Source organism: Bacteroides graminisolvens DSM 19988 = JCM 15093 (assembly GCF_000428125.1).
GTDB classification, from domain to species: Bacteria; Bacteroidota; Bacteroidia; order Bacteroidales; family Bacteroidaceae; genus Bacteroides; species Bacteroides graminisolvens.
This window is the reverse complement of record NZ_KE386628.1, coordinates 77,584-100,193: the sequence shown is the minus strand read 5'-3', so window position 1 is coordinate 100,193 and position 22,610 is coordinate 77,584. Positions and strand designations below refer to the sequence as shown.

The following is a 22,610-nucleotide window of genomic DNA, read 5'->3' as shown; positions in this document are numbered from 1 at the left end:
GGCATACCGGCTTCTACGGATGCAAACTTCAAATACGATGCCGAAACTGGTTACGATACCCGTTATACGGCAAGTGCCAAAACCTTTTTGACAGGTACCCTGACAGCCAGACTGGAAGGCAATTCCACGCCATCTTATCTTTGCAGTGTAATGTACTTCGATCACGCAGGAAGACTGACAACGGTGAAACATAAACTCAATACGGACAGTATAGTGACACTGACAGAAAATACCTACGACGAACTGGGACGTCTTAAAACGAATAAAAAGAATAAGCAATCTGCTATGATCTGGAGCGTTTCGGGAGAGAACAAAACAAGATAATTCCTTTACGATAAAAATGGCAACCTGATAAAAGATTATAATAAAAGCATAACCGAAATCTCATATAATGTATTAAATTTGCCACAGACACTAAAGATTTCTTCTGCCACGAATACATATACGTATGCGGCCGACGGAGGAAAATTAAAAATGGCACATACTATTTCATTTGGGTAATAATCGTGTGATTGCCAGTGCCAGTGGCAGTATTGTTTAGAGTAATTATTATTATCCTTTCGGGATGTCATTTACTGAGGGGTCCGCTACCAGCCACCAGTCTTACAAGTACAACGGTAAGGAACTGGATACAGAGAGAGGATTGAATTTGTATGATTACTCAGCTCGGTATATGGATCCTGCATTGGGGAGGTTCAATACTGTGGACCCGATAGCGGAAAAATATTACTCGATTATTCCGTACGCTTATTGTATGAATAACCCGATGAAAAGTCCTGGTCAAGCAGCAAAAGCACAGCAATCATTGCTTAATGGGATTGAAAGTATTGCAAATCAAAATACTGCAGTTTCTCCAGAATATAGTAATCAGCGTAAACAAGAAAGGGATGCAGGAAATAAACGAAACAAAAGAACAAGCGAATGTCACCAAAAGCATTGATACTAATATCTAAGGTACTATGCCTAATGGAGATCCTGCTCCTAAAAGAGATCCTAATGATGGGGGAAATAAACAAAAATAGCAATTGGATCCTCTGCAATAGGAACTGGTGGAGCAGCTGTTGAATCTGTAACAGAAGGTGCACAACCTGAAGTAGTGCCACAACAGCCTTTAAATCAACCGGAAATTAAGCCGCAAAGGACGCAACAAAATAACAGTTGGTGGCAATCATTTTTAGATTTATTCCAATGAGGTACATAAATAAAATAGCAGTATATGTAATATTGATTTTTTCTATCAAGAAAATGTTTTTTGACACTTACATAGATTTGGGAGTAATAGATAGGCACTATGGTATATTTTTTTTATATTATTATTAATATTGATAGGTTGCAAAATATTAAATAGAAAGAAAAATGAAAAATAAGGACTTAGTATATAAATTATATTATAACTCAAATATAATAGTGAATCGTCTTTTTTGGGGATATTTTCTTTTGATAGTTATATATCGTTTTTTTATAAGTGAGGACATTCCTTTGCTCTTATCTTATCTATTTTTCATGTTACTTGGAATATATTTGGGGTATAAACTGGCTAGGAAAGCATATGATTATTTGAAAGCTAATCAAGAAGAAAAATGATTGTCCGCAAGTTAGTGTTTTTGTCTAACCAAAACTCTTGAATAGTAAAAATCCTGTTGGTCTTTGTTGGTTAACGGGATTTTTTGCTCAAAGCAGCTGAAAACTATGATGTTTGATTTTCAGTTAGTAGTCAGGTTTACTTTTTATAAAAATGAACCTACAATGCCGCCATATTCTTCTGGAATAACTCTCTGAACTTCTTCTTGGTAAGCATCTTCCACAAGTAGTCTAACTACCCTAAAAGTTCAAAAGTGTAAATTTGACTGGTTATTTAGATTTTTTATAAACTTCTCCTTTCCAAATTATACAATCATTCACAATTTGAGCATAATCCCCCTTTATACAATAAGTTTCAAAGAAAGAATCATTTAAAGATGGGATTTGTATTTCAAGAACGTTAGCATAATTTTCTACTTGATATTCTATCATTGAATCAAAACCTACTGTCCCATAAAATAATCCATCTGACGTATGCGCTTGTATGTAATCAGGACTAATATAAAATGAAATTGATTTAACATCACTAGGAATGTTTAGTTCCTTATTGTTATCTGAATAATCTAATTCAAATGTGCGAAAATTATTAGTAGATATTGAAATTTTAAGTTTGCTTCTTTGGTACGGTATTAAAAAACGCACTTTAATGCTATCTGCAACGACTGAGTCTATCAGCTGACTAATTTCAATATTCTTAATTGCCTCAATCATAAAATCTTTATCCGTATTTAATTCAATAAAGGAAGTACTAACCCACTTAATTATACCTTCTGCCATTACATTTGAATACCAACCATTTATAGCATTATTGGGCATAATTAGTTTGAACATATTATCTTTTATTTCAATATAGGTACCTGATTTTGAATAATAATATCCTGATAATTCATTTTGAGCAAAAGAAATAAATATACTGGATATAAAAAATACAAGTAAAAAACACTGCCTTTTCATATATAAATGAATTATTTATGAAATATTAAACAACTTTTTATTCTTTTTTGAAATTTAATTAAATATCTAGAATATTGATTTATTACGGGGTAAACAAATTTACTCCCATCACGTCCTGGTCTGACCTTATGTTGCCTCCAGGAATATTACTTAAATCATAAATATTATCTTTATCTGCTCCAGGATTATCTATATCGCCTTTACTAGTAGTCAGATTAGAGATCCGATCATTAGCTTCAGATATTTTACTCTCGAGTTTTGCTATTCGCTTTTCACTTAATCCCCCTTTGTCCAATTCAACTTGATTTTTAGCTATATCTTTATTAAGCGAAGTAATATTTTTATCAATATCCTTTTTAAATTTCTCTGCTTCCTTCGGATAATCCCATATCATTCTTGTTTGATCAGTTCGTATTATTGGATTATTCCCAACATACATATAAGGAAACCAAGAGTAATACTTCTCCGCCATCGGATCCACAGTATTAAACCTCCCCAAAACAGGATCCATGTACCGGGCAGAATAATCATAAAGATTAAGCCCTCTCTCTGTATCCAATTCCTTACCGTTGTACTTGTAAGGTTGCTGGCTGGTTGCGGAACTCTCAGCAAAAGACATCCCGAACGGATAATAATGATTACTCTGAACAATACTTCCACTGGTACTGGCACTGGCTATCACACGATTATTACCCAAATGGTCCGTCAGGTAAAAATAGTATGCGCAGTTTTCAATTTCCGTCCGTCGGCCGCATACGTGTATGTATTCGTGGCAGAAGAAATCTTAAGCGTCTGCGGCAAATTTAATACATTGTATGAGATTTCGGTTATATTTTTATTATATTTTTTTATCAAGTTGCCATTTTTATAATAAAGATATTCTGCTGCAAGGTTGGCATTGTTCTTAAAATCAATCGATTGAGAGAGAGTCACCACTGATCCTCTATCTTCTGTCTTTACCAGTTGATTGCCGGCATAAGTATCATTATAGTAGAAAATCTAACTAAAAAGAGGGAAAGCAACGGACTTCGTTCGTCGTAGGTTTTTTCTGCCAGTGTCACTTCACTGCTCGTATTGAATTTATGTTTCACTGTTGTCAGTCTTCCCGCATGATCGTTTCTTCTCGTTGCCGTCCGACAGGCAGTTCTGTGATTTGATTTGAATCACACGCCCGCAATAATCATAGTCATTACACTGCAAAGATAAGAGGGAGTGGAATTGACGTTCAGCACAGTCAGTAATGCCCGATAAGGAAAATCATCATATAAGAACCGTTATTCCGGATTGAAATAGCTAGTTTCACATACCAATTCACACGGAATTGTTTGAAGGACTCACTTGCTGTGAAATGTTGGAACGCATTCAGCGTAAACATTGAGGCTTCAGGTGTAGCACCGCAATAGCCATGAAACTGGGGCAATCGTTGAAAAAACATTTCAGTAACCACAAGTTCGCTAGGGAACAGTTTATAAGGTGATGAAAATTAAGAGGTAGGACTAGCCAAGCAAAACAAGACATTGCCAACCGGATAGCCATGACCTGCGGGATGTGCAACTCCAAAATTTTAAATATTTTTTAATGAAAATACATATAGAATAAACACCCGGCGAGGCCGGACGTTTATTCTATACAAGTACAGTAACCTATTTTTTCAATACTATCTTACCATCCTTTTGAATGCAATAGTATTTTGAGTATTTCTTTTCCCCTTTCTCTGAATATTTTGTGTAATTTACCTCTATCTTCTCCGGAGAATATATTTCAGAGTTAAAAGTTAATATATCTCCATAGCCTCCCGCAACAGGTAACGATGAAATTATTTTACCATCTAAAGCAAACGTGGATAAAATAAATTCACTTTTTTGTAAGTTTACATCATCGCAAAGAAACCCTCTATAATAAAGAAGAATCCAACAGTTCTCTAATTTCTTTTTGCCTATAAAATTATATTCAAAAAAATCGCTAAACTCCCAATAAGTATCTCCTTTTTCGCGTATGAACTTATCATAATCATTACTTAATATTTTATTTTGCTCAAAATTACCTTTTCTCTCTATTGCAGCTAAAAGTTCAGTAGGATTAGCTGGCATTTCAAAATTGGCAAATTTTAACAAAAACAAATCAAAATCCCTGTTATAAACTTGTCCATTGCAGTTGACAAATATTAAAGTGCAACAAACAAAAAACAGACATCTTAATACATACTGTAACATATTTACTTTCATTTTATCGGGTTGGTCTAATACTTGTCACAACAATAGTTTTACCATTATTAATATGAGTTCCTACTAATCTATTGTTAGAAATAACAAAAATATTAGCAAAACTCGTCATTCTTTCAATATATACTCCTCATTAACTTTATCCCAAATAACAATACCGATAGAAACCGGACTCGTATCAATAGTCTTAATTATCCCATCGGTAGCTATTTGGTAAGTAGTAGTCCAATATTCACAACGCAAATCACGATGATACTGGTCTATTTTAGGCTCAGTAATTTTTATTTGTCGCACAGTAATTCCTTGTTTAGTTATCTTTAAACAACTCTGCCACCTGTCATTATCTTTAGTCAAAGATAAACGAGACAAAATTTTCCCTTTATTGTTATAGGTAATGAGAAGTGTTTCGCCTAAATCAAAATTCCATTCAGAATCTCCTTCATATTGTAATTTTGACACAAGCACTGATATAAAGTCACTACTTAAAGCAATCTTCACACCGTAATCGTATCTAAAGTAACCACTATCCGAATTACAAAATCCATTTGTGAAGATATATTTTGTAACAAGATTTTCTGGTATTTCTTTATAAGTTTCATGAAAGATACTGTCGTATCGTTGATTAAAAACAGAATGGTAACTTTGACAATCTCTAATCACGAGTGGAATATTCGTAATTCCAAAATTATCTAAATAAGATTTAAAATCAGAATTTTGCGCTTTGCAGTTGGTCAGAAACAAACAGCAAAGTAATACGCATACAAATGTTTTCATTATCTACTCCTCCTTACGGTTGTTATAGTGTAATTATAGTTTCTACCCCCATGATTATAGGAACCAGTCATCTTATTATTACTTATCGTTAATTGATTAGTCGAAGATGTGCCATATTTATCACTACGGAGACCAAGAATATTTTTTTAGCATGCAGTTCTACCGTACTAAACCGTTCCAAAGCAGGATCCATATATCCAGCCGAATAATCATAAAGATTGAGTCCTCTTTCCGTATCCAACTCCTTATCGTGGTACTTGTAAGGTTGCTGGCTGGTTGCAGAACCCTCAGTAAAAGACATACCGAACGGATAATAATAATGAGTCTGAACAACACTATTGCACAAAGTAAAATTGTCCTTTATAAAAATCTAAAAGGCAAGCTCTCAAAAGTAATCTGTTTTAAACAATGGATTTATATCCAATACAGTAATTCAAACGATGAAGAACTGAAAATTTTAAATACAAAAAACATGAATAGGAAAATAATACAAAAGCAAAGCAATATGGTAAGTAAAGCATTTTTGTCAAGTTTTATTTTTTCAACTTTACTGTTGCTAACTACTTTAGTTTTCGCAACATAGTCTCCAATTCGTTTCTCTTTTGATATAAAAAGAACAAGAATTTCAATAATCCACAAAACAACGAAAATATTTCTCACAACACAACTTACAGCAGAAACCTTTTCACCTTCTTTTTCATTGGCAATCTCTATTTTCATTATTCTTTTTCCTGCACTCTTTCCGTTTATGCAATCTTTACATAATAGCATTGTAACCATCATCGCAGAAAGAAATTGCACTAAAAGTTGAGATTTAACTGTTTGTGTAGCAAAAAAGAACATATTTACAATAATTGCAATTAACAATAAATCAATAAGAAATGCGATTAAACGTTTTAAAATCATATTATTATCTCTTTAAATTATACAAAGTGATTATCCAAACGGGGATTAAAAGAACAAAATATCTTCCCCATTTTGCAAAAAAAACTATTTTCGCTAGCCAATTATTGTCGTCTGAGTAAATAAACAAATAAATGAATAAACATTCTAAAATACCTAGGAATAAAATACTAAGCAAAAAATAAAGATCTGACTTTATATTTATTATTTTCTTTTTATTCCAAACGTTTGCTCTAATAGCTAATATGCAAATAGCTCCTGAAGCAGAACAAATAGCAGTAAACAAGGCTTCGCTATCGCCAATAGCTAGAAAGACAATCAATGAAAGTACTGACATGCTAAGAAGTATGACGGCCATTATATACATTTGAATACTTGTAGACATAATAATATATATTCAATCAGGATTAAACGTGTTTTTGATTAAATCTTTAAAAGCCTTCCAAATTTTACTAATATCGACTGTTACTTCTGCACCAACAAAGACTTGTACATTAACAGATAAAGTTGCATCCTATACAATGAATTCAGTTTTCTTTAATACTTCAACATGTATATTATTTTTACTTTCGATATATTCACTTGTTGTCTTGAATTTAGTTTCAAATATAGCAGCATGCACTTTACATGTTTCTGTTTTTGTAGCGGTTCCGTTGTTATTATCTTTAATTTCGTTTGTGACGCTAATTCCAACTCCACCAACATTAATATCTAACTGACGTGTAATTTACTGAAAACTCATCATCATTTAATATTCCAAGTTCGCTACTTATAACATTTAAATGTGCGCCAACTTCTTTATTAGAAATTTTAGTACTCGCGCCAGCTTGGAGTCCCGCACTAAAAGTGACCGATACGGATTTATATACCTCCTTATAATAACTCCAAAGGTTTTGAAAGTAGTTTCTTGGTGGATCACTAAATAACATCCCTGTTGGGTCAATATACTTTATCGGATTATTATTGCAATACAAATACGGAGATATCGAATAACACTTCTCCCCCATCGGGTCCACAGTACTAAGTCTTCCTAATACAGGATCCATGTACCGGGCAGAATAATCATAAAGATTAAGGCCCCTTTCGGTATCCTGTTCCTTACCGTTGTCTTCTAAGGTTGCTGGCTGGTTGCGAAACCCTCAGCAAAAGACATCCCGAACGGATAATAATGATTACTTTGAACAGTACCTCCACTGGCACTGGCTATCACACGATTATTACCCAAATGATCTGTCAGATAAAAATAGTATGCGCCGTTTTCAATTTCCGTCCGTCGGCTGCATACGTATATGTATGCGTGGCAGAAGAAATCTTAAGCGTCTGCGGCAAATTTAATACATTATATGAGATTTCGGTTATACTTTTATTATAATCTTTTATCAGGTTGCCATTTTTATCGTAAATGAATTCTTTTGTTTTGTTCTCTCCCGAAACGCTCCAGCTCATGGCAGAGATGTTGCCGTTATAACGAGGGGTATTGCCCGCATAAGCATCATTACAGTAAAGAGTCTGACTAAAAAGAGGGGAAGCAACGGACTTCATCCAGGAACGGATGTTATAGGCATACGAACTGATCAGAGCGGATTGCTTATTCTTTTTGTTCGTTTTTAAGACGTTCTAGTTCGTTGTAGGTATTTTCTGCCAATGTCACTGCAGTACCCGTATTGAGCTTATATTTCACCTCGCGGAGCTTACAAGAACAATGGGAAGCCGCAGAATAAACACTCCACCATGTGCATAGGGCATTAACGCCCAGCGATTTGCCGGGCGTTAATGCTTATCGGTTTATAAAAGGTATTTACTTTAATAATATATCAACATCTTGTTTATTATAATAAGCCGAAGGAAGATGCACGAAAATACAAGATAATTTCCACAATTATCAGTCCTACTAAAACATATCCTATAGCAACTACAGCTTTAGAGAATTTCACTTTTTGCAATGTTTTATCACGTAAAGTCACTTCTGTGTGAGCGACACGATCTCCAAGTCGCATATTTTTTGAATTAAAGAACATAACAAGTATATCGATATAAGTTAGGAAATAAAATAAATTTCTAATTACGCATTTTACAGGAGATGCTATTTGCATATTATTACTAGTTACAACTTGAATACCGACCAAACGCTTTCCTACACTCACACCACTGAAGCAATCTTTACAAATCAATACAACCCACGCAATATAGCAAATCATGGGAGAAATGACTTTTACATTCAGACAATTTAATATCATATAAACTAGAAGAGCTAATATAACAGCAATTGCCAGATCAATAACGAACGCCACAAATATTTTATTTTTCATTTTCTTTATTTAAATTGTTCAACTATAAAATTCCAATAATTGAATATCGCCACATCTAATACGTTAACACCTGCTTGATCGAACAAAAATGCCGAACTATATACTACGGGTGAACAGAGTTACTTTATTCTCTTAAAGTAGCCGTAATCAGGTAACGAAAAAGTCATTATAGTATCTTTAGGAAGGAACTCTAATGTTTCAGTTCCAATTTTAATTTCATTATCAATTTTAATTAGTTTAGTCCTTCTAAATGTTATTTGTTTTAATATGTTGTCTTTCTGATCAACAAACATTCCAATTTTCTTAAAACTTATTCTATCTGAAAGTTGTTTTCCGAAGTCTTCTTTCACACCATAAAATGTTATACTATCAGCTTTGTCAATAATCCCTTCAAAAAAATATCTAAAAGAGATACCTAAATTTGGGTCAAAATCAACAGGAGTATTTTCTTTTGAGATTCTCACATTGTCTTTATGATTAACAATAACAATTGTATCCTTGTCTATCTTATGATTCTCACCATTGAATAAAATTAGTGTCCTAGTTATATTTCTTGAATCTTTGTATAAAGCAATATCTCCTTCAATCTTCTTAATCCTATCAATTGTAAAAGTCTCTGTTGAATCAAGAATGGAATAACCAGTATAATTACGAGAGGTTACAAATGATCCCCAATAACTAAAATAATATATAATTTTGCTACTGTTCGGTAATCGTTGCCTGTAAAGTTCAGAAAATTCATCTTTATTTTCCGTTATACTTCTACAGCAAAAAAATAAAATACATGTCAATATAATCACAATACTTTGTTTCATTTTATGTTTCAATTTATAACAACATCATAGGACATTGTTGTATTTGTAAATTAGAAAGACTCCCACAATTTCTTTAAACCTCTAGTAATAGATCTTCCAAATTGTCGAATTTTATCATTTGGAGTAGAATTTGAAGCACCTATTCTCCAACCGTAATACTCTGCATTTCTAGTGGAGATTCCTTCAATATCTGGACGACCACTTTTTTTCGATTGATAAGCATCAAAGGCTATACGAGACTCTCCCCATGCCATTCCATTTGCCCCAGCAACAAAACCTGCCGCCATATTTCCAACATCCCTTGCAGAAGTATAGATAGTTTGACCATTTGCATTTTTCCCTACAGGCATACCTCTATATATATCAATTCCACTTATTGGCTTATCCTCTCCATTAGTTACTTTAAAGTCATATTTACCACCATTTCCTGCGTTTGCCATATAGCCATCAAACATTGGAGGTGTATTTCTAAACATATTCCCTAAAAAATTATCTCCACTTTTATCATTGGGATTTATTACGCTTCCACTTGCCCAACCTCCTTTTTCTTTTCCTTTTCCATTATCCTTATCACTATTATAAAATGAGGTCATAGAAGTTGTTGTACCGATTGATTCTCCTCGGACTAAGTTACCATCCTTAATACTATATGTATATATGTTTTTATCTTTATCATTCAAATCACCTCCCACAACTCCGTAAGTTCCATCTGAATTAGTCATTACCCATGTACTACAACCGTCTGGATCTATTGCATTCACAGGGTTACCAGCACAATACGCATATGGGCTGATCCAATAGTACTTCTCCGCCAATGGATCCACAGTACTAAACCGTCCCAAAGCAGGATCCATCAATCTTGCAGAATAATCATAAAGATTAAGTCCTCTTTCGGTATCCAGTTCCTTACCGTTGTACTTGTAAGGTTGCTGGCTGGTTGCGGAACCCTCAGCAAAAGACATCCCGAACGGATAATAATGATTACTCTGAACAAGATTGCCACCGGCACTGGCTATCACACGATTATTACCCAAATGATCCGTCTGGTAAAAATAGTATGTGCTGTTTTCAATTTTCCTCTGTTGGCTGCATATATATATATGCATTCGCGGCAAAAAAATCTTAAACGTCTGCGGCAAATTTAATACATTATATGAGATTTCGGTTATGCTTTTATTATATTTTTTTTATCAGGTTGCCATTTTTATCGTAAAGGAATTATCTTGTTCTGTTCTCTCCCGCAACGCTCCAGCTCATGGCAGAGATGTTACCGTTATAACGAGGGGGATTGCCCGCATAAGTATCATTATAGTAAAGAGTCTGACTAAAAAGAGGGGAAGCAACGGACTTCATCCAGGAACGGATGTTATAGGCATACGAACTGGTCAGAGCAGATTGCTTATTCTTTTTGTTCGTTTTAAGACGTCCCAGTTCGTTGTAGGTATTTTCTGCCAGTGTTACTATACTGTCAGTATTGAGTTTATGTTTCACCGTTGTCAGTCTTCCTGCGTGATCGAAGTACATTACACTGCAAAGATAAGAGGGAGTGGAATTGCCTTCCAGCTTGGCTGTCAGGGTGCCTGTCAAAAAGGTTTTGGCAATTGTATAACGGGTGTCGTAACCTGTTTCGGCATCGTATTTGAAGTTTGCATCCGTAAAAGCCGGTATACCATTAGCGCCCATAAAAGCATAGTCATCATAGTAGCTGACGTTCAGCACAGTGGAGCTTACAAGGGTAATAACCGATAAGGAATATACCTCTGCCTTTACGCCTAATATTTGTAATTATTTTTGACAATCAAACTTTTAATTTGGTATCACCAAATTTGAAGCATTACCCATTACCAAGAACTTTTCTGCTTCCGTCATAATTATAATTTTCCAACGTCCAACCGATAATACATTCGCTAATAAAATCAGATAAATTATCGTGTGTAATTTCCGGCTCATCAGTTTCCGAATACTCATAATTAGAACACCAAAAAACAATTTCACATGAGTTTCCGTTATTTGTTCTTTTACTTGTATCAAAACAATAAAAATTACCTCCTCCATCTGGCGAAAAAGGTATTAAGTAGTCAAATTGAGGAATTTGAACATTAAAATGTTCAAATTCATAAGTACTCGTTAGGTCATATCCATAATTTGAAAAAGTGATACCTAATACTTCATCACCCATTAAATTAATACCGTTAGATTGACTCAATAGGTACTTATAATCATTAGGTAATTCCAACTGATATTTTTTTTCAAATCCAACAATTAATATTGGGTTAATAGGTGGATTTAATGTTACAATATTATCAGAGATTTTTTTCAATTCCATGATAATATTTTCGATCACAAGCTTGTAATTATTTGTTTCCATATTCATTTTTCCAATACTTTTTTTGCTTTATTAAGCTCTTTTCTATCTATTTAATTTGGTTTATTTTTGTTTGAATGATTTATAGCATCATTTCCTTTGCCTCTATGTTGATTTGGATGCATTTCTTTAAATGGTCCCTTAGGATTTTGTCCTTCATGATGAATTTCTACTGGTTTTCCATCTTTTTTGAACGTTGGAGCATTACCAGGTTTAGTAGGAGGATTTAGTTTTTTTCTGTTTATTTTATTTCAGATTTTATTTTGATTTCTCCTACGCTCCCAATATTTTTGCGACTTTAGACATAATCATAATTTCGTATTCTGCCTCTACCGCTGCACCAGCAGGTACCAAAACGACCGTTTCAGAACCAGCTCCAGCTACCATATTTTTCCACCATCAATAGTTGTTGCTGCCCTACAAGACCTGCTGCCACGTGTCCTATAACTTGTCCAATATTATAATGAGATTCATTAGATGCAGAAGAACTACTACTAATCGTCGGTGCAAGCGAATTAGGATCGACGTCATCTATAAATAGTACTTCTCCGCCAATGAATCCACCATCTTAAACCATCCCAATGCAGGATCCATCAACCTAGCTGAGTAATCACACAAACTTAATCAGTTGTTTTACTACCACCGAGCACCGTTTTCAATTTCCTTCCGTCGGCTGCATACGTATATGTATTCGTGGCAGAAGAAATCTTCAACGTCTGCGGCAAATTTAATACATTAATATGATATTTTTGGCATTCGATGGAATGAAAAGCGGCACTTCATGGAGCAATACCTCCTTCTATGTCCTTAGAAACTATGCTTATCTGTATCTTTACGGTAGCCGTAATCGCTGCAAAGCCAACTAGATTCTGGATTCCCGACAGGCAGTCTGACAGCCAGGCTGGAAGGCAGTTCCATCCCCTCTTATCTTTGCAGTGTAATGTACTACGGTAATCGCGGACGTGTGATTCAAACCAAATCACAGAACCACTTATCGGGCGACATCGAAAATAAACGATCACACAGGAAGACTGACAACGGTGAAACATAAAACTCATATATGGGCATTGAAGTGACACTGACAGAAAATACCTACGGCGAACTAGAACGTCTTAAAACGAACAAAAGAATGGGTAATCCGCTCTGACCAGCTCGTATGCCTATAACATCCGTTTTTGAATGAAGTCCGTTGCTTCTCCTCTTTTTAGTCAGACTCTTTACTATAATCGGGCAACACCCCTCGTTATAACGGTAACATCTCTGCCATGAGCTGGAGCGTTGCGGGAGAGAACAAAACAAAAGAATTCATTTACGATAAAAATGGCAACTTGACAAAAGATTATAATAAAAGAATAATCGAAATTTCATATAATGTATTAAATTTGTCGCAGGCGTTGAAGATTTCTTCTGCCACGAATACATATACGTATGCAGCCGACGGAAGGAAATTGGAAACGGCACATATTATTTTTACCTGACGGATCATTTGGGTAATAATCGTGTGATAGCCATTGCCAGTGGCAGTATTGTTCAGAGTAATCATTAAAGGAATGGGGAGTTGCAAATAATTATATCTCGCCTCGGAAAGGAGTTTGTGGAAATCTAACAGTGAATGGAAAACCTATTAAAAGATATAAAAATCATGGATATTTAACATCTAAAAGGCTTCGAAAATGAACACTCTATTAAAAAAAATGACTTTTTTATCTTTGATGACATTATCATTTTGTGATCTATCGATCTCAAACACCGTAAATGCAAAGAAATTAGACGATGATTTTTTGCCAAATTCAATTAAAAATTTTATAAAAGATTCTTTGAGTGAGTATTCTGTCCCCAATGAAAATCAATTCATTGATGAATGGAAATCATATGATCACATATCAACACCTAGATTTGCTTTCTCTGACTTTAATGGAGACTCAAAAAAAGATTATGCAATAATTTTATTATCTAAAAACTACAAAGAAATTTTACTTGTAGTTTTTTTGTCAGATAACATGCACTCCTTCTCCATACATAGAGTAAATATATTCAACTTAAATGAGAATTTGATAGATGTTTTTATTTCAGTAGAAAAGAAAGGATATTGGCAGACTTCTAAAGGTAAAATAAATATTAAACATGATGGAATTAGTGTAGATTGGGCTAGTGAAAGTATATCATTTAGTTATTATTGGAAGAATGATAATTTTCAAAATTTTTTATATGATTGAGATGAAACTGGCAATGTATCAAGCGTAGCGATAGTCGATTATAATTTTAATTATCAAGAGCAAAAAATAAAATTAAAGATTGACTATGAAAACTAAACTATCATATTTATTTATAGGGATAATAATATTTTACATGTCTTTATTCTTTACTGGGTTATTTAAGCAACCTTGCGAAAGGCACAAAAGCATCATCTTAAAGTCAAGAAGTTCTGGGGAACTACTGAGAATGCGGTTAGAATCCAAATCGATGTTGCTATATGACATATTGTCTGGTTGCAATCATTCAATATAATATGAAAATCAACAAAAATACATACGAAATTCTTCAAATTTTAAGTATAACACTAACGGATAAGAACCATTTGAAAGATCTATTTAATAAAACTAATTTTCAAAATAACAAAGAGAGATGCGACCTTAATGGTCCAAATTTATTTGATTTTTAATAACGTCCCAATTTTAATGAGATACTAGTGACATTATCTATATTTTATTCGGCAACAAGTTCATCAGTTTTTCTATCAAACCAGCTAATCAATCTTGCTGTTTTTATACTCAATTTTTAATTTGCTTCTTTTTTCTTAAAAAACATAATACAACGCCCCACCATTATTGCTGTCGAACCAGTAGCGTTCGCCGCTATAAAGGGAGATTATGGCTTGGGAATAGAGTCGTTCGTAATGGATGGGGTGACTCATGTTGATCGATGCGGTTACTTCGATGCAGGCGAAACGACGACTGCCTGATATGTCGGTGAGCAGGTCTTTATGGTTGCTGGTACCGATGAACGAGGCGTAATGGCGAAGTTTTTGCACAGCACTGGCGTGAGAAAGACGGGTCTTGGTGCAAGGTTTTTTTAATATTACTAAACATTAGTATCCCGTTAAAATCGGGACGAATTAATAATTAATTAAACCATCCCGAAAAAAAGGGATTAAGTTGCTCTTTGACTTCATAGAAATTAGTCTTATTGAACAGATCTTGTAAAGGTGTTTTATCCGTCAGTGAGATGCTCAGAATTTGTAAGACCTCATATGTTGAACGGTTCAGCTGCATATCATGTTGGACGATAGCTACCAAGCAATAGGTGATGATAGCTATACTGATCTGTATTCGCACTGCATTCTCTGTGGTACCCCCAGAACCTTTTTATCTTGAGGTACTGTTTTAACCATTTAAAGAACAGTTCCACGAGCCATCTTTTTTTATAAAGATTGGCAATATCAAGTGCAGATATGTGTTTGGCATTTGTCAAGAAAGTAAATTCACGATCATTCTCTTCATCATAGAAGCAAATGACCCTGAATGATTCAGGATACTTCTTTTCAGAGATGTACCCAATCAGTTTCACTTCCACATCCGAAAGGATATTCTTGGGCATTTTACGCTTCCATTTACAGAACTTGCACTTTAGATTTGTTCACTCTGACTACAAAGAAAGAACCTGTAAGATGAATCCGATAAAGTTCCTTAAACGAGTCATATGCTCTGTCGAATATATAATAGGCATTTGGCTCATAATTAATTGTAGACATTGCAGTTGAATCATGTTTGGGATACTGTAGTTACTGTATAAAAAACAGGGACCTGTGCTTCTATGTCATAAAGGACATGAGCTTTAACCCCAGCTTTTCTCTTACGGAACTTCGCCCAAGGAAATGTAGCGTACCTGTCTACGAGTCTTCTGAATTTATCATTTTTCAAGAATTCTACTAACTAAGCGAAAACGTATTTATCTTGGTTGATTTGAGATCATTTTTATCGACCTCAAAGTTAGGATTTCAAATCGTTGCGAACAGAAGATAGTATATAACAGACTGTATTTCAATCATTTCAAAGAACGATTTATTCACCTTAACGAGACAGTAATAGTTACTAAAATTAAAACAACTACAGCAACTTAATCAATAATTATTTGTTCAAATTCTAATCCTTTAATTTTCAATTTTTCAAGTATTGACTTAAATTTTTCACTAACAACCAATAATGGCCTTGCATACCTCACCACAAAATTCCCATGCGCTTTCAGATTGGATAAGCCCATACATTCCCAAGTAAAGGCAAAATCAGCCAGGCTAAAAATATCCATATCAAAAGGTTGATAATGTAAATCGTAAGGAAGTATTTTTGTAGGTACATTACTCCCAGAAGGAGCAAATATGGCAGTATTAAAATAACCATTACGTTTGCATTCAGAACATTGTCCCTCAACTGTGAGACCCTCTTTTTTTGTCGCAGGTGGTAATGTCAAAGTCGAATATAGATGATAAAAAGGAAGTTCTATATTTCTATAATTGAGAATTCGATTTAATTCTCCCAATTTAACTTTTTCCTCTTTTAAACAATTATACAAACGTTCAGATATGATGTAATCATCATCTAAAGTAGCAAAAAAATCTTTGCTGACTTTGGGCAATCTTGCTGTCCTTAATTGCCCTTGCAAAACAGAGCCTGTTCCACATTTATTACAAGAAAAGCTAAGATCATAATTACTTTTACAAGCTTCTCCACTTTATCCTACAGCTGCCTTATTGTAGTCTAATACAAAATATTTCATAATCAATACAATTTAAGAATGTTATTCAGACAAATAATCTAATGCTATTTTCAACCATTTAGGTTTATCTTTATAAACTGTTTTATAAGTTCGTTCGATTTCTTGTGCTGTATACCCGTAATCTTATCGAATCTATCTAGATTAAAAGTTATTGAAAAATCTTTTGTAGAATCATTGTACTTGTAAGGTTGTTGACTTGCAGTAATACCCTCAGCAAACGGCATACCGAACGGATAATAATGATTACTCAGAACAATACTACCACTGGCACTTGTAATCACATGGTTTTTGCCCAAATGATCAGTCAGATAGAAGTAATAAGCATCACCTCCTATATAACCATCATCAACTAGGATTCTTTTGAGAGGTGCTCCAGTTCCATTTGCACTTTCATAGATCACATGCCAACATAGTCCGTCTGCTTACTATTCCTGCTGCTTCATTGTTGCAACGTCCGCAGTTTACTACCATCGGTAGCATACGCGTACGTATTCGTTGCCTGTCCCAGCCTGTTACTAATTGCAATACTCTGGGGCAAATTTAATACATTATATGAGATTTTTGGCATCCGATGGAATGAAAAGTGGCACTTCATGGAGCAATTTATCCTCTTCTGTCCTTAGAAACTATGCTTATCTGTATCTTTACGATAATACCTACGACGAACTAGGTCGTCTTAAAACGAACAAAAAGAATAAGCAATCCGTTGTAAGCTGTTCGTATGCCTATAATATCCGTTCTTGAATCAAGTCCGTTACTTCCCCTCTTTTTTAGTCGAACTCTTTACTATAATGATACTTATGCCAGCAATAAACTGGTGAAGACAGAAGAAACAGGTTCCGGGGTGACTCTCTCTCAATAGATGGATTTTAAGAACAATGCCAATCTTGCAACAGAATATCTTTACGATAAAAATGGCAACCTGATAAAAGATTATAATAAAAGTATAACCGAAATATCATATAATGTATTAAATTTGCCGCAGACGCTCAAGATTTCTTCTGCCACGAATACATATACGTATGTGGCCGACGGAGGAATATTAAAAACGGCACATACTATTTTTACCTGACAGATCATTTGGGTAATTATGATGGAGAAATATCAGAATGTTTCACCTTATGTTTATTGAGCTGGGAATCCTGTGATATTTATTGATCCAACAGGAATGTGTTAACTGACTTTGAAGATAGAAATGGAGATTTAGTTAAGCATGTTTATGATGGTTCATCTGCAGTTTTTCAGCAGATCGGAAAAGGTACTGATCCACATTACGAATTCAAAGGACGTAATGAAAATTCAAGTGATCCCAAAGTGGTGAATTTGACAAATGCAATTCAGGAACAATAACAATTAAACATGGAAAATCCTGTATTACAGCAAAATGCAGAAGGGAACAATGAAACTCGCTGTACTCAAACAACACGAAATGTTATGAAAACAGTAGACTCAGCATTGGAAAACAAGACCTCAATTGTGGTTAATGGGAGGATAAATGATATGGCAAAAACACTCTCGAGTGGTAAAAATGAAAATTATTTGAAGGTTAACGAATCAGAAGCAGCAAAAAGGCACAAAACTGAGGACTCTCCTTGGTAACCTATATGAATCCTGATTCCAATAAGAGTGGTCATATTGCAACATTTAGTGTTGGGGCTAATTTGGATGACGGTAAAATTGCCAATATTGGAACTGCTCAACATACAGGTTTTGTTTCTTTAAATAGAGCCATCAACAAGAACAAACCTAAAGAGTATTTCATTTTATTACCTAATGTGCTTCCAAGCGCAACGGTAGTAGAATAAAAAAAATAGACGATATGAAAAGAGTATTTATTTCTGCGGTTGTATTTTTCATAGCAACACAATTTAGTTTTTCTCAAATTTCAAATGGCTTTTGGCAGGAAAAAACACAAAATGTGTCCGACGCGTATCTTGGTGGGTATCACTTTACAGATAAAACCTTCGAATATACAATAAACGGATACGATGGTTTAAATCCTATAACAGCTTTTGGCGGTGAATATGCAATAAAGAATGGAAAAATATTTTTTTCAGTAACATATATCAAGAAAGCTGTTGGAGGTCAATTGTGTCGTAGTGAAACAAGCACTCTAAACGATTCTTGGTCGATTGAAGGTAGCAAAATATCTATTGTGAAATTAAACCCATCAATAAAAGCTATTGCGAATATCAAGATTGGGGATAATTATTTAATAATTGACAAACAGAAGTTTTATAAGGTAGAAGCAAATTGATCTAAAAAATTAGTATTGTAATATTTAGATATATTACTGTTCTCAGCAAAAATAACTTCTAAACAGAAGAGGGTGAATTAAACGCTTAGTTTTGACACACCCTCCTGCTTGTTCATTACATTCCTTGCAGTCTTCTCTAAGATATTTTGCTTTTGAAAAATGAGAAACTCCGTAATTCTTCAGAGAAATCTTTTTATTCTCATTTTTTTTATGCGACTACAGGGAGAATTATATCCCTAAGATCGGCTAGGCAAAAAGTAAATATGACACACAATAAGACACCTTGCAATCCCCCAAAAACAGTTAGTGAAACTTGAAAGCTAAATTTCAAATTATTTATCATGTTTTTTTGAAAATCGATCTTTGTTTGATATTTTTTTCTTTTAATTGAAAAGGTTGCACAGCGAAATGAACCATCAACCATAAACTAAAAACGTATTGTTCAAAACCCTGCGAGAAATAACATCTCTATTTTATCATGATATTGAAATTGCAATGAAAAAATGGATTGATGTATTTCAAATCTGGTACAATCAACGTCCGGTAAATCGCCGGGCGTTGATGTCATATGCACATCGTTCCGTATGAATTCGTCTGTGAAACTAGCTATTTCAATCCGGTAATAACGGTTCTTTTATGATGATTTTCCTTATCGGGCATTACCCTTCTATGCCTCACGAATGCCCATTCCATTCCCTCTTATCTTTGCAGTGTAATCTACTACGATAATCGCGGGCGTGTGATTCAAACCAAATCACAGAACCACTTGGTCGGGCGGCATCAAAAAAAACAATCACGCGTGAAGACTGACAACGGTAAAACATAAACTTAATACGGGTAGTAAAGTGACACTGGCAGAAAATACCTACGACGAACTAGGTCGTCTTAAAACGAACAAAAAGAATAAGCAATCCGTTCTAACCTGTTCGTATGCCTATAATATCCGTTCTTGAATCAAGTCCGTTGCTTTTCCTCTTTTTAGTCGAACTCTTTACTATAATAGAAGACTCAATCTTTATGATTATTCGGCTAGGTACATGGACCCTGCATTGAGACGGTTTAGTACTGAGGATCCCATGGCGGAGAAGTATTACTCTATCTCACCTTACGCTTACTGTGCTAATAACCCAATATTGTTTATAGACCCAGATGGCATGCAACTGAAAGGAGTTAGTAAAGATGATGCAAACAAAATGCACGAAGATATTAACACCGTTTTTGCCGATGATAAATTTTCTGGATTTAAAAGTTTAATTACAAAAACCCCAAAAAAGGAAACGGAAATACTTTTAACAAAATTGACTCTAGGGCTTTAGCTAGTTATTTGAAAGGTGCCAAAGGTTTAACCGATAATGATAAGGCATTGATTGAAATCGTTTCAAATACAATTAACTTAGACGATGTACATGAAGTTGAATATGCTGCGGCAAGTGATGTACTGCCAGATATGAGTATGGCATCACCTGAACTAAAAGCTGCTTTTGATAAAACGGATGGACGATAACAGCCGGATTAATTGGGTCTCAAACAAAGAAGACTGAAAATGGCTCATACGCATTAATAGTGAAAGGAGGGAAAAGTGCTAATGATTACTTAAATACAAGCACTAATATACTTGTTGCTAATCCTGGAGGCAGAGCAGGCACTAGTTTTCATGAAAATTTTGGTCATGGTCGTTCGTTAGCTACAGGTAGGGGTGATGCTAATCAACATCCCGATGCAATTAGGTTATAGAACTTGACATTGAGAGTAATGTGAAGTCGTCTTATTCAAAGAACAGGCAAAGATCATGGACCAATGACCCCAGTAGTTGGACCAAGTATATTACCAAGCTATAGATAATGAAAAAGGTATTTACATATTTAGGTTGCTTTTTGTTTTCTGCAGTTGCTTATGCACAAACAGAGATAACGCAAAAGCTAGCATCCGTCGATTCTGTTAGTGTTGCACGTGCTAATAATGCCATCGAAAAGGTGCTTGGTGTTGAATCAGAAGATATAACTTGTCTTGTTTTTAGTATTGATAAAAAAGTACTTTTGATACACAAAACATCTGAGGCATATAAATTTCATGCTTTCATTGAAACGTTTGATTATGATGTTCAAGAAAACGAGCTTCAAAAGAGAAAAAAGCAAAAGATAAAAAAGAATAAAATACTTGATCGTGTCTTCAATTCATCTATTTGCAAGTTAGCAGTAACGGCAGGAAAACATGCGAGTTTAATTTACCTATGTCCTATAAGGTTGATACGAACAATATGAAGTTCATTCCAATAGAACAAGAAGTTTTGACTACTTGGTAAAAAGCAATATTTTTGAGTTTTGTACTTTTAATAAAGGCATCGATAGCATAAAGGATGTGGCTTTTGCTTTTGTCTTCCTTGTCCATTTTATCAATTTCGTTGAGCCTTTCAAGCATCTCGGGATCTCTTAAGATATTTTCCTGATCGGTTTCGTCTAAAAGATAGCCAGCCATGCGGGAAGACTGACAACGGTGAAGCATTAGGACCATAAGATCGTCGACGACCTTCTGTCAACCATGAACTTTTATCGGGTATATCGTAAGTCCCTAAAAAAGTATCAGCATTTTTACTCATCCGATTCCTTCCTCCTGAGCCTTCTGCTCTAACACTAAATCTATAAACTTCATTACCATATCTATCAGTTACAACCGCAATCCCATATCCATTTCGAGAACGATCTTTTACAAGAAGAACAGAAACATTTTAATTACCATCTATATCTATTTTTTTACATTTTCTTCAAGCATTAGAGCGGCAGATTCAACAAAGCTTAATTAAGTTATCCCTAAAGAAAGTCTCGTAAAAGCTGACTGTAAATTTATTGACAATTTAAAAGACCTTTTGATTTGTTCCATTTTTGGACTTTCTTATTATCTAAACTTACTATTATTTCTATGCAATCTCCAACATGGATTATGTCTAGTTCTTTTTTTTGAATAGAATGTGTCCCAGTATACATTTTATCATTAAGATAAAATGTATATTTCATTTCATATCCCCACAATCCTATCCCATTATGGACTTGGTTAATATCAATTATTTTAGCAGCTACAACATCTGTATTAGTGGAAAGTTTTTTATTTCTATATAGAGTAGTGCATATCATAAAAACACCAATTATAGTACATAATATTAGTGCAAAAAAATTGTGAGAAGAAATTTTCTTGCCAAAAATACGGATACTACAGTTATCATTCATATTATCGTTTTTCATCATCTATAAAAATTACAACTTTTATTACATTTGAATCCTATTGAGCAACATTAGGCCATTGCCAAACAGTCTGCTTTTAAAATGGCGTTGTGATTCTGCTGGATCTCTTTGTGCATGATAAAAACAATAACATCAAAGTTTTTGCCGTGGGTCTTGCAATTGGGGTTAAAGCAGTATGCCATTTAGGTCTTGTAATAAACCGGCATGTTCAGGGACTTATCGTCGTGGAACGAGCAACAGACACGTTTATGCTTGTCGGGTTTAAGGCCGTAACACTGCAACACGGTTGCCATTGATAGCCGTTGTTTAATCTCACTTATTTCCATAGTCAAAAAAACATTGCCAATGTATACATCGCAAAATTAAATACAAATTGACTATTCTGCAAATATATTTATGACTATTTGGATGTTTATTGACT

General features: G+C 34.4%; 31 protein-coding genes and 4 pseudogenes. 15 read left to right on the top strand and 20 right to left on the bottom strand.

The annotated features are described in order from the left end of the window. The 3 genes and pseudogenes from C511_RS18105 to C511_RS18395 form a co-directional block, all read left to right on the top strand. Positions 1-324, top strand: a 324-nt coding sequence (locus C511_RS18105) for a hypothetical protein (protein WP_027318389.1), incomplete at its 5' end; no start/stop codon positions are given. Between the two features lie 238 nt (positions 325-562). Beyond that, a pseudogene (locus tag C511_RS18400) lies at positions 563-760 on the top strand (RHS repeat-associated core domain-containing protein); the annotation flags it as partial. 6 nt (positions 761-766) lie between these two features. After that, positions 767-940 (top strand): hypothetical protein, encoded by a 174-nt coding sequence (locus C511_RS18395; RefSeq protein ID WP_244877248.1) that lies wholly within the window; start codon positions 767-769, stop codon positions 938-940. Positions 941-1,851: 911 nt separating this feature from the next. On the opposite strand, the gene C511_RS0115845 is transcribed toward C511_RS18395, so the two are convergent. From C511_RS0115845 to C511_RS18615, 15 genes are all read right to left on the bottom strand, one after another. Next, positions 1,852-2,535 (bottom strand): hypothetical protein, encoded by a 684-nt coding sequence (locus C511_RS0115845; protein ID WP_024997736.1) that lies wholly within the window; start codon positions 2,533-2,535, stop codon positions 1,852-1,854. An 82-nt stretch (positions 2,536-2,617) separates the two neighbouring features. Then, entirely contained in the window at positions 2,618-3,232 is a 615-nt protein-coding gene (locus C511_RS17375; protein WP_051260551.1) for an RHS repeat domain-containing protein, read from the bottom strand. Positions 3,233-4,178: 946 nt separating this feature from the next. Next, complete coding sequence (locus C511_RS0115830; RefSeq protein WP_154657512.1) at positions 4,179-4,748, bottom strand: hypothetical protein; 570 nt, start codon at positions 4,746-4,748, stop codon at positions 4,179-4,181. A 117-nt stretch (positions 4,749-4,865) separates the two neighbouring features. Further along, positions 4,866-5,531: a hypothetical protein gene (locus C511_RS0115825; RefSeq protein WP_034782758.1), complete on the bottom strand. Its 666-nt coding sequence runs from the start codon at positions 5,529-5,531 to the stop codon at positions 4,866-4,868. A gap of 88 nt (positions 5,532-5,619) precedes the next feature. Continuing rightward, complete coding sequence (locus tag C511_RS17110; RefSeq protein WP_024997741.1) at positions 5,620-5,832, bottom strand: hypothetical protein; 213 nt, start codon at positions 5,830-5,832, stop codon at positions 5,620-5,622. Positions 5,833-5,945: 113 nt separating this feature from the next. Further along, positions 5,946-6,437, bottom strand: a complete 492-nt coding sequence (locus C511_RS0115815; protein WP_024997742.1) for an RDD family protein — start codon at positions 6,435-6,437, stop codon at positions 5,946-5,948. 4 nt (positions 6,438-6,441) lie between these two features. Next, positions 6,442-6,819, bottom strand: a complete 378-nt coding sequence (locus tag C511_RS0115810) for a hypothetical protein (protein WP_154657511.1) — start codon at positions 6,817-6,819, stop codon at positions 6,442-6,444. Between the two features lie 319 nt (positions 6,820-7,138). Further along, positions 7,139-7,480 carry an RHS repeat-associated core domain-containing protein gene (locus C511_RS18390; protein ID WP_024997743.1) on the bottom strand — a complete coding sequence of 114 codons (342 nt, stop codon included), beginning with the start codon at positions 7,478-7,480 and terminating at the stop codon, positions 7,139-7,141. Between the two features lie 187 nt (positions 7,481-7,667). After that, on the bottom strand, positions 7,668-7,976 hold the full coding sequence (locus tag C511_RS18385) for a hypothetical protein (protein WP_024997744.1): 309 nt from the start codon (positions 7,974-7,976) through the stop codon (positions 7,668-7,670). Between the two features lie 287 nt (positions 7,977-8,263). After that, on the bottom strand, positions 8,264-8,743 hold the full coding sequence (locus tag C511_RS0115790) for an RDD family protein (RefSeq protein WP_024997745.1): 480 nt from the start codon (positions 8,741-8,743) through the stop codon (positions 8,264-8,266). Between the two features lie 119 nt (positions 8,744-8,862). After that, the gene (locus tag C511_RS0115785) at positions 8,863-9,558 is read right to left on the bottom strand and encodes a hypothetical protein (protein ID WP_027318386.1); all 696 of its coding nucleotides are present in this window, start codon (positions 9,556-9,558) and stop codon (positions 8,863-8,865) included. A gap of 50 nt (positions 9,559-9,608) precedes the next feature. Further along, positions 9,609-10,592: an RHS repeat domain-containing protein gene (locus tag C511_RS17365; RefSeq protein WP_244877247.1), complete on the bottom strand. Its 984-nt coding sequence runs from the start codon at positions 10,590-10,592 to the stop codon at positions 9,609-9,611. 184 nt (positions 10,593-10,776) lie between these two features. Further along, positions 10,777-11,277, bottom strand: coding sequence for a hypothetical protein (locus C511_RS0115775; RefSeq protein ID WP_034782751.1), 501 nt, complete (start codon positions 11,275-11,277; stop codon positions 10,777-10,779). 115 nt (positions 11,278-11,392) lie between these two features. Further along, positions 11,393-11,932: an SMI1/KNR4 family protein gene (locus tag C511_RS17095; RefSeq protein WP_024997668.1), complete on the bottom strand. Its 540-nt coding sequence runs from the start codon at positions 11,930-11,932 to the stop codon at positions 11,393-11,395. Between the two features lie 44 nt (positions 11,933-11,976). Next, a complete protein-coding gene (locus C511_RS18615) occupies positions 11,977-12,168 on the bottom strand; it encodes an HNH/ENDO VII family nuclease (RefSeq protein WP_081698333.1) in 192 nt (63 codons plus the stop codon). Between the two features lie 495 nt (positions 12,169-12,663). On the opposite strand from C511_RS18615, the gene C511_RS18470 reads away from it, so the two are divergent. From C511_RS18470 to C511_RS18100, 4 genes and pseudogenes are all read left to right on the top strand, one after another. Beyond that, positions 12,664-12,789 carry a hypothetical protein gene (locus tag C511_RS18470; protein ID WP_262482348.1) on the top strand — a complete coding sequence of 42 codons (126 nt, stop codon included), beginning with the start codon at positions 12,664-12,666 and terminating at the stop codon, positions 12,787-12,789. 399 nt (positions 12,790-13,188) lie between these two features. Then, complete coding sequence (locus tag C511_RS0115755) at positions 13,189-13,401, top strand: hypothetical protein (protein ID WP_024997669.1); 213 nt, start codon at positions 13,189-13,191, stop codon at positions 13,399-13,401. 195 nt (positions 13,402-13,596) lie between these two features. Continuing rightward, positions 13,597-14,139: a hypothetical protein gene (locus C511_RS0115750; RefSeq protein WP_024997670.1), complete on the top strand. Its 543-nt coding sequence runs from the start codon at positions 13,597-13,599 to the stop codon at positions 14,137-14,139. A 183-nt stretch (positions 14,140-14,322) separates the two neighbouring features. Then, positions 14,323-14,585 (top strand): annotated as a pseudogene (locus C511_RS18100) (IS4 family transposase); the annotation flags it as partial. A gap of 171 nt (positions 14,586-14,756) precedes the next feature. Here C511_RS18100 and C511_RS17645 read toward each other — a convergent pair. From C511_RS17645 to C511_RS0115730, 3 genes and pseudogenes are all read right to left on the bottom strand, one after another. Beyond that, positions 14,757-15,002 (bottom strand): annotated as a pseudogene (locus C511_RS17645) (VapE domain-containing protein); the annotation flags it as partial. A 43-nt stretch (positions 15,003-15,045) separates the two neighbouring features. Next, a pseudogene (locus tag C511_RS17090) lies at positions 15,046-15,680 on the bottom strand (IS4 family transposase); the annotation flags it as partial. A 359-nt stretch (positions 15,681-16,039) separates the two neighbouring features. Continuing rightward, a complete protein-coding gene (locus tag C511_RS0115730) occupies positions 16,040-16,582 on the bottom strand; it encodes a hypothetical protein (protein WP_148297782.1) in 543 nt (180 codons plus the stop codon). 666 nt (positions 16,583-17,248) lie between these two features. Between C511_RS0115730 and C511_RS18030 the strand changes: the two genes are divergently transcribed. The 8 genes from C511_RS18030 to C511_RS0115680 all read left to right on the top strand — a co-directional run bounded on the left by C511_RS18030 (position 17,249) and on the right by C511_RS0115680 (position 21,214). Further along, a complete protein-coding gene (locus tag C511_RS18030; RefSeq protein WP_148297783.1) occupies positions 17,249-17,440 on the top strand; it encodes a hypothetical protein in 192 nt (63 codons plus the stop codon). Between the two features lie 118 nt (positions 17,441-17,558). Further along, positions 17,559-17,768 (top strand): hypothetical protein, encoded by a 210-nt coding sequence (locus tag C511_RS0115720; protein WP_024997675.1) that lies wholly within the window; start codon positions 17,559-17,561, stop codon positions 17,766-17,768. A 287-nt stretch (positions 17,769-18,055) separates the two neighbouring features. Further along, positions 18,056-18,295 carry a hypothetical protein gene (locus tag C511_RS0115710; RefSeq protein WP_024997677.1) on the top strand — a complete coding sequence of 80 codons (240 nt, stop codon included), beginning with the start codon at positions 18,056-18,058 and terminating at the stop codon, positions 18,293-18,295. Between the two features lie 5 nt (positions 18,296-18,300). Continuing rightward, on the top strand, positions 18,301-18,501 hold the full coding sequence (locus C511_RS0115705; RefSeq protein ID WP_024997678.1) for a hypothetical protein: 201 nt from the start codon (positions 18,301-18,303) through the stop codon (positions 18,499-18,501). A gap of 14 nt (positions 18,502-18,515) precedes the next feature. Beyond that, the gene (locus C511_RS0115700) at positions 18,516-18,953 is read left to right on the top strand and encodes a hypothetical protein (protein WP_027318383.1); all 438 of its coding nucleotides are present in this window, start codon (positions 18,516-18,518) and stop codon (positions 18,951-18,953) included. A gap of 1,037 nt (positions 18,954-19,990) precedes the next feature. Beyond that, positions 19,991-20,269 carry an RHS repeat-associated core domain-containing protein gene (locus C511_RS0115690; protein WP_024997681.1) on the top strand — a complete coding sequence of 93 codons (279 nt, stop codon included), beginning with the start codon at positions 19,991-19,993 and terminating at the stop codon, positions 20,267-20,269. Between the two features lie 8 nt (positions 20,270-20,277). Further along, the gene (locus tag C511_RS0115685) at positions 20,278-20,457 is read left to right on the top strand and encodes a hypothetical protein (RefSeq protein ID WP_024997682.1); all 180 of its coding nucleotides are present in this window, start codon (positions 20,278-20,280) and stop codon (positions 20,455-20,457) included. Positions 20,458-20,794: 337 nt separating this feature from the next. Then, the gene (locus tag C511_RS0115680) at positions 20,795-21,214 is read left to right on the top strand and encodes a hypothetical protein (protein WP_024997683.1); all 420 of its coding nucleotides are present in this window, start codon (positions 20,795-20,797) and stop codon (positions 21,212-21,214) included. On the opposite strand, the gene C511_RS17355 is transcribed toward C511_RS0115680, so the two are convergent. Both C511_RS17355 and C511_RS0115670 read right to left on the bottom strand, forming a co-directional pair. After that, the gene (locus C511_RS17355) at positions 21,189-21,428 is read right to left on the bottom strand and encodes a hypothetical protein (protein WP_024997684.1); all 240 of its coding nucleotides are present in this window, start codon (positions 21,426-21,428) and stop codon (positions 21,189-21,191) included. The genes C511_RS0115680 and C511_RS17355 overlap by 26 nt on opposite strands. A gap of 365 nt (positions 21,429-21,793) precedes the next feature. After that, positions 21,794-22,192 carry a hypothetical protein gene (locus tag C511_RS0115670; protein WP_024997685.1) on the bottom strand — a complete coding sequence of 133 codons (399 nt, stop codon included), beginning with the start codon at positions 22,190-22,192 and terminating at the stop codon, positions 21,794-21,796. Positions 22,193-22,610 lie beyond the last annotated feature (418 nt).

What these genes read in the sequence shown, in the direction of transcription:
- C511_RS18385 (WP_024997744.1), bottom strand. Translation starts at nt 7,976, where the DNA reads ATGAAGTCCGTTGCTTCCCCTCTTTTTAGTCAGACTCTTTACTGTAAT.
- C511_RS18395 (WP_244877248.1), top strand. Translation starts at nt 767, where the DNA reads ATGAAAAGTCCTGGTCAAGCAGCAAAAGCACAGCAATCATTGCTTAAT.
- C511_RS0115705 (WP_024997678.1), top strand. Translation starts at nt 18,301, where the DNA reads ATGAATCCTGATTCCAATAAGAGTGGTCATATTGCAACATTTAGTGTT.
- C511_RS0115790 (WP_024997745.1), bottom strand. Translation starts at nt 8,743, where the DNA reads ATGAAAAATAAAATATTTGTGGCGTTCGTTATTGATCTGGCAATTGCT.
- C511_RS0115825 (WP_034782758.1), bottom strand. Translation starts at nt 5,531, where the DNA reads ATGAAAACATTTGTATGCGTATTACTTTGCTGTTTGTTTCTGACCAAC.
- C511_RS0115690 (WP_024997681.1), top strand. Translation starts at nt 19,991, where the DNA reads ATGGACCCTGCATTGAGACGGTTTAGTACTGAGGATCCCATGGCGGAG.
- C511_RS18030 (WP_148297783.1), top strand. Translation starts at nt 17,249, where the DNA reads ATGAGATTTTTGGCATCCGATGGAATGAAAAGTGGCACTTCATGGAGC.
- C511_RS17095 (WP_024997668.1), bottom strand. Translation starts at nt 11,932, where the DNA reads ATGAATATGGAAACAAATAATTACAAGCTTGTGATCGAAAATATTATC.
- C511_RS0115785 (WP_027318386.1), bottom strand. Translation starts at nt 9,558, where the DNA reads ATGAAACAAAGTATTGTGATTATATTGACATGTATTTTATTTTTTTGC.
- C511_RS18470 (WP_262482348.1), top strand. Translation starts at nt 12,664, where the DNA reads ATGATATTTTTGGCATTCGATGGAATGAAAAGCGGCACTTCATGGAGC.
- C511_RS0115750 (WP_024997670.1), top strand. Translation starts at nt 13,597, where the DNA reads ATGAACACTCTATTAAAAAAAATGACTTTTTTATCTTTGATGACATTA.
- C511_RS0115845 (WP_024997736.1), bottom strand. Translation starts at nt 2,535, where the DNA reads ATGAAAAGGCAGTGTTTTTTACTTGTATTTTTTATATCCAGTATATTT.
- C511_RS0115670 (WP_024997685.1), bottom strand. Translation starts at nt 22,192, where the DNA reads ATGATGAAAAACGATAATATGAATGATAACTGTAGTATCCGTATTTTT.
- C511_RS0115830 (WP_154657512.1), bottom strand. Translation starts at nt 4,748, where the DNA reads ATGTTACAGTATGTATTAAGATGTCTGTTTTTTGTTTGTTGCACTTTA.
- C511_RS0115700 (WP_027318383.1), top strand. Translation starts at nt 18,516, where the DNA reads ATGAAAAGAGTATTTATTTCTGCGGTTGTATTTTTCATAGCAACACAA.
- C511_RS0115710 (WP_024997677.1), top strand. Translation starts at nt 18,056, where the DNA reads ATGGAAAATCCTGTATTACAGCAAAATGCAGAAGGGAACAATGAAACT.
- C511_RS0115720 (WP_024997675.1), top strand. Translation starts at nt 17,559, where the DNA reads ATGGATTTTAAGAACAATGCCAATCTTGCAACAGAATATCTTTACGAT.
- C511_RS17110 (WP_024997741.1), bottom strand. Translation starts at nt 5,832, where the DNA reads ATGTCTTTTACTGAGGGTTCTGCAACCAGCCAGCAACCTTACAAGTAC.
- C511_RS0115755 (WP_024997669.1), top strand. Translation starts at nt 13,189, where the DNA reads ATGAGCTGGAGCGTTGCGGGAGAGAACAAAACAAAAGAATTCATTTAC.
- C511_RS0115680 (WP_024997683.1), top strand. Translation starts at nt 20,795, where the DNA reads ATGAAAAAGGTATTTACATATTTAGGTTGCTTTTTGTTTTCTGCAGTT.
- C511_RS0115815 (WP_024997742.1), bottom strand. Translation starts at nt 6,437, where the DNA reads ATGATTTTAAAACGTTTAATCGCATTTCTTATTGATTTATTGTTAATT.
- C511_RS18390 (WP_024997743.1), bottom strand. Translation starts at nt 7,480, where the DNA reads ATGGATCCTGTATTAGGAAGACTTAGTACTGTGGACCCGATGGGGGAG.
- C511_RS17355 (WP_024997684.1), bottom strand. Translation starts at nt 21,428, where the DNA reads ATGGCTGGCTATCTTTTAGACGAAACCGATCAGGAAAATATCTTAAGA.
- C511_RS0115810 (WP_154657511.1), bottom strand. Translation starts at nt 6,819, where the DNA reads ATGTCTACAAGTATTCAAATGTATATAATGGCCGTCATACTTCTTAGC.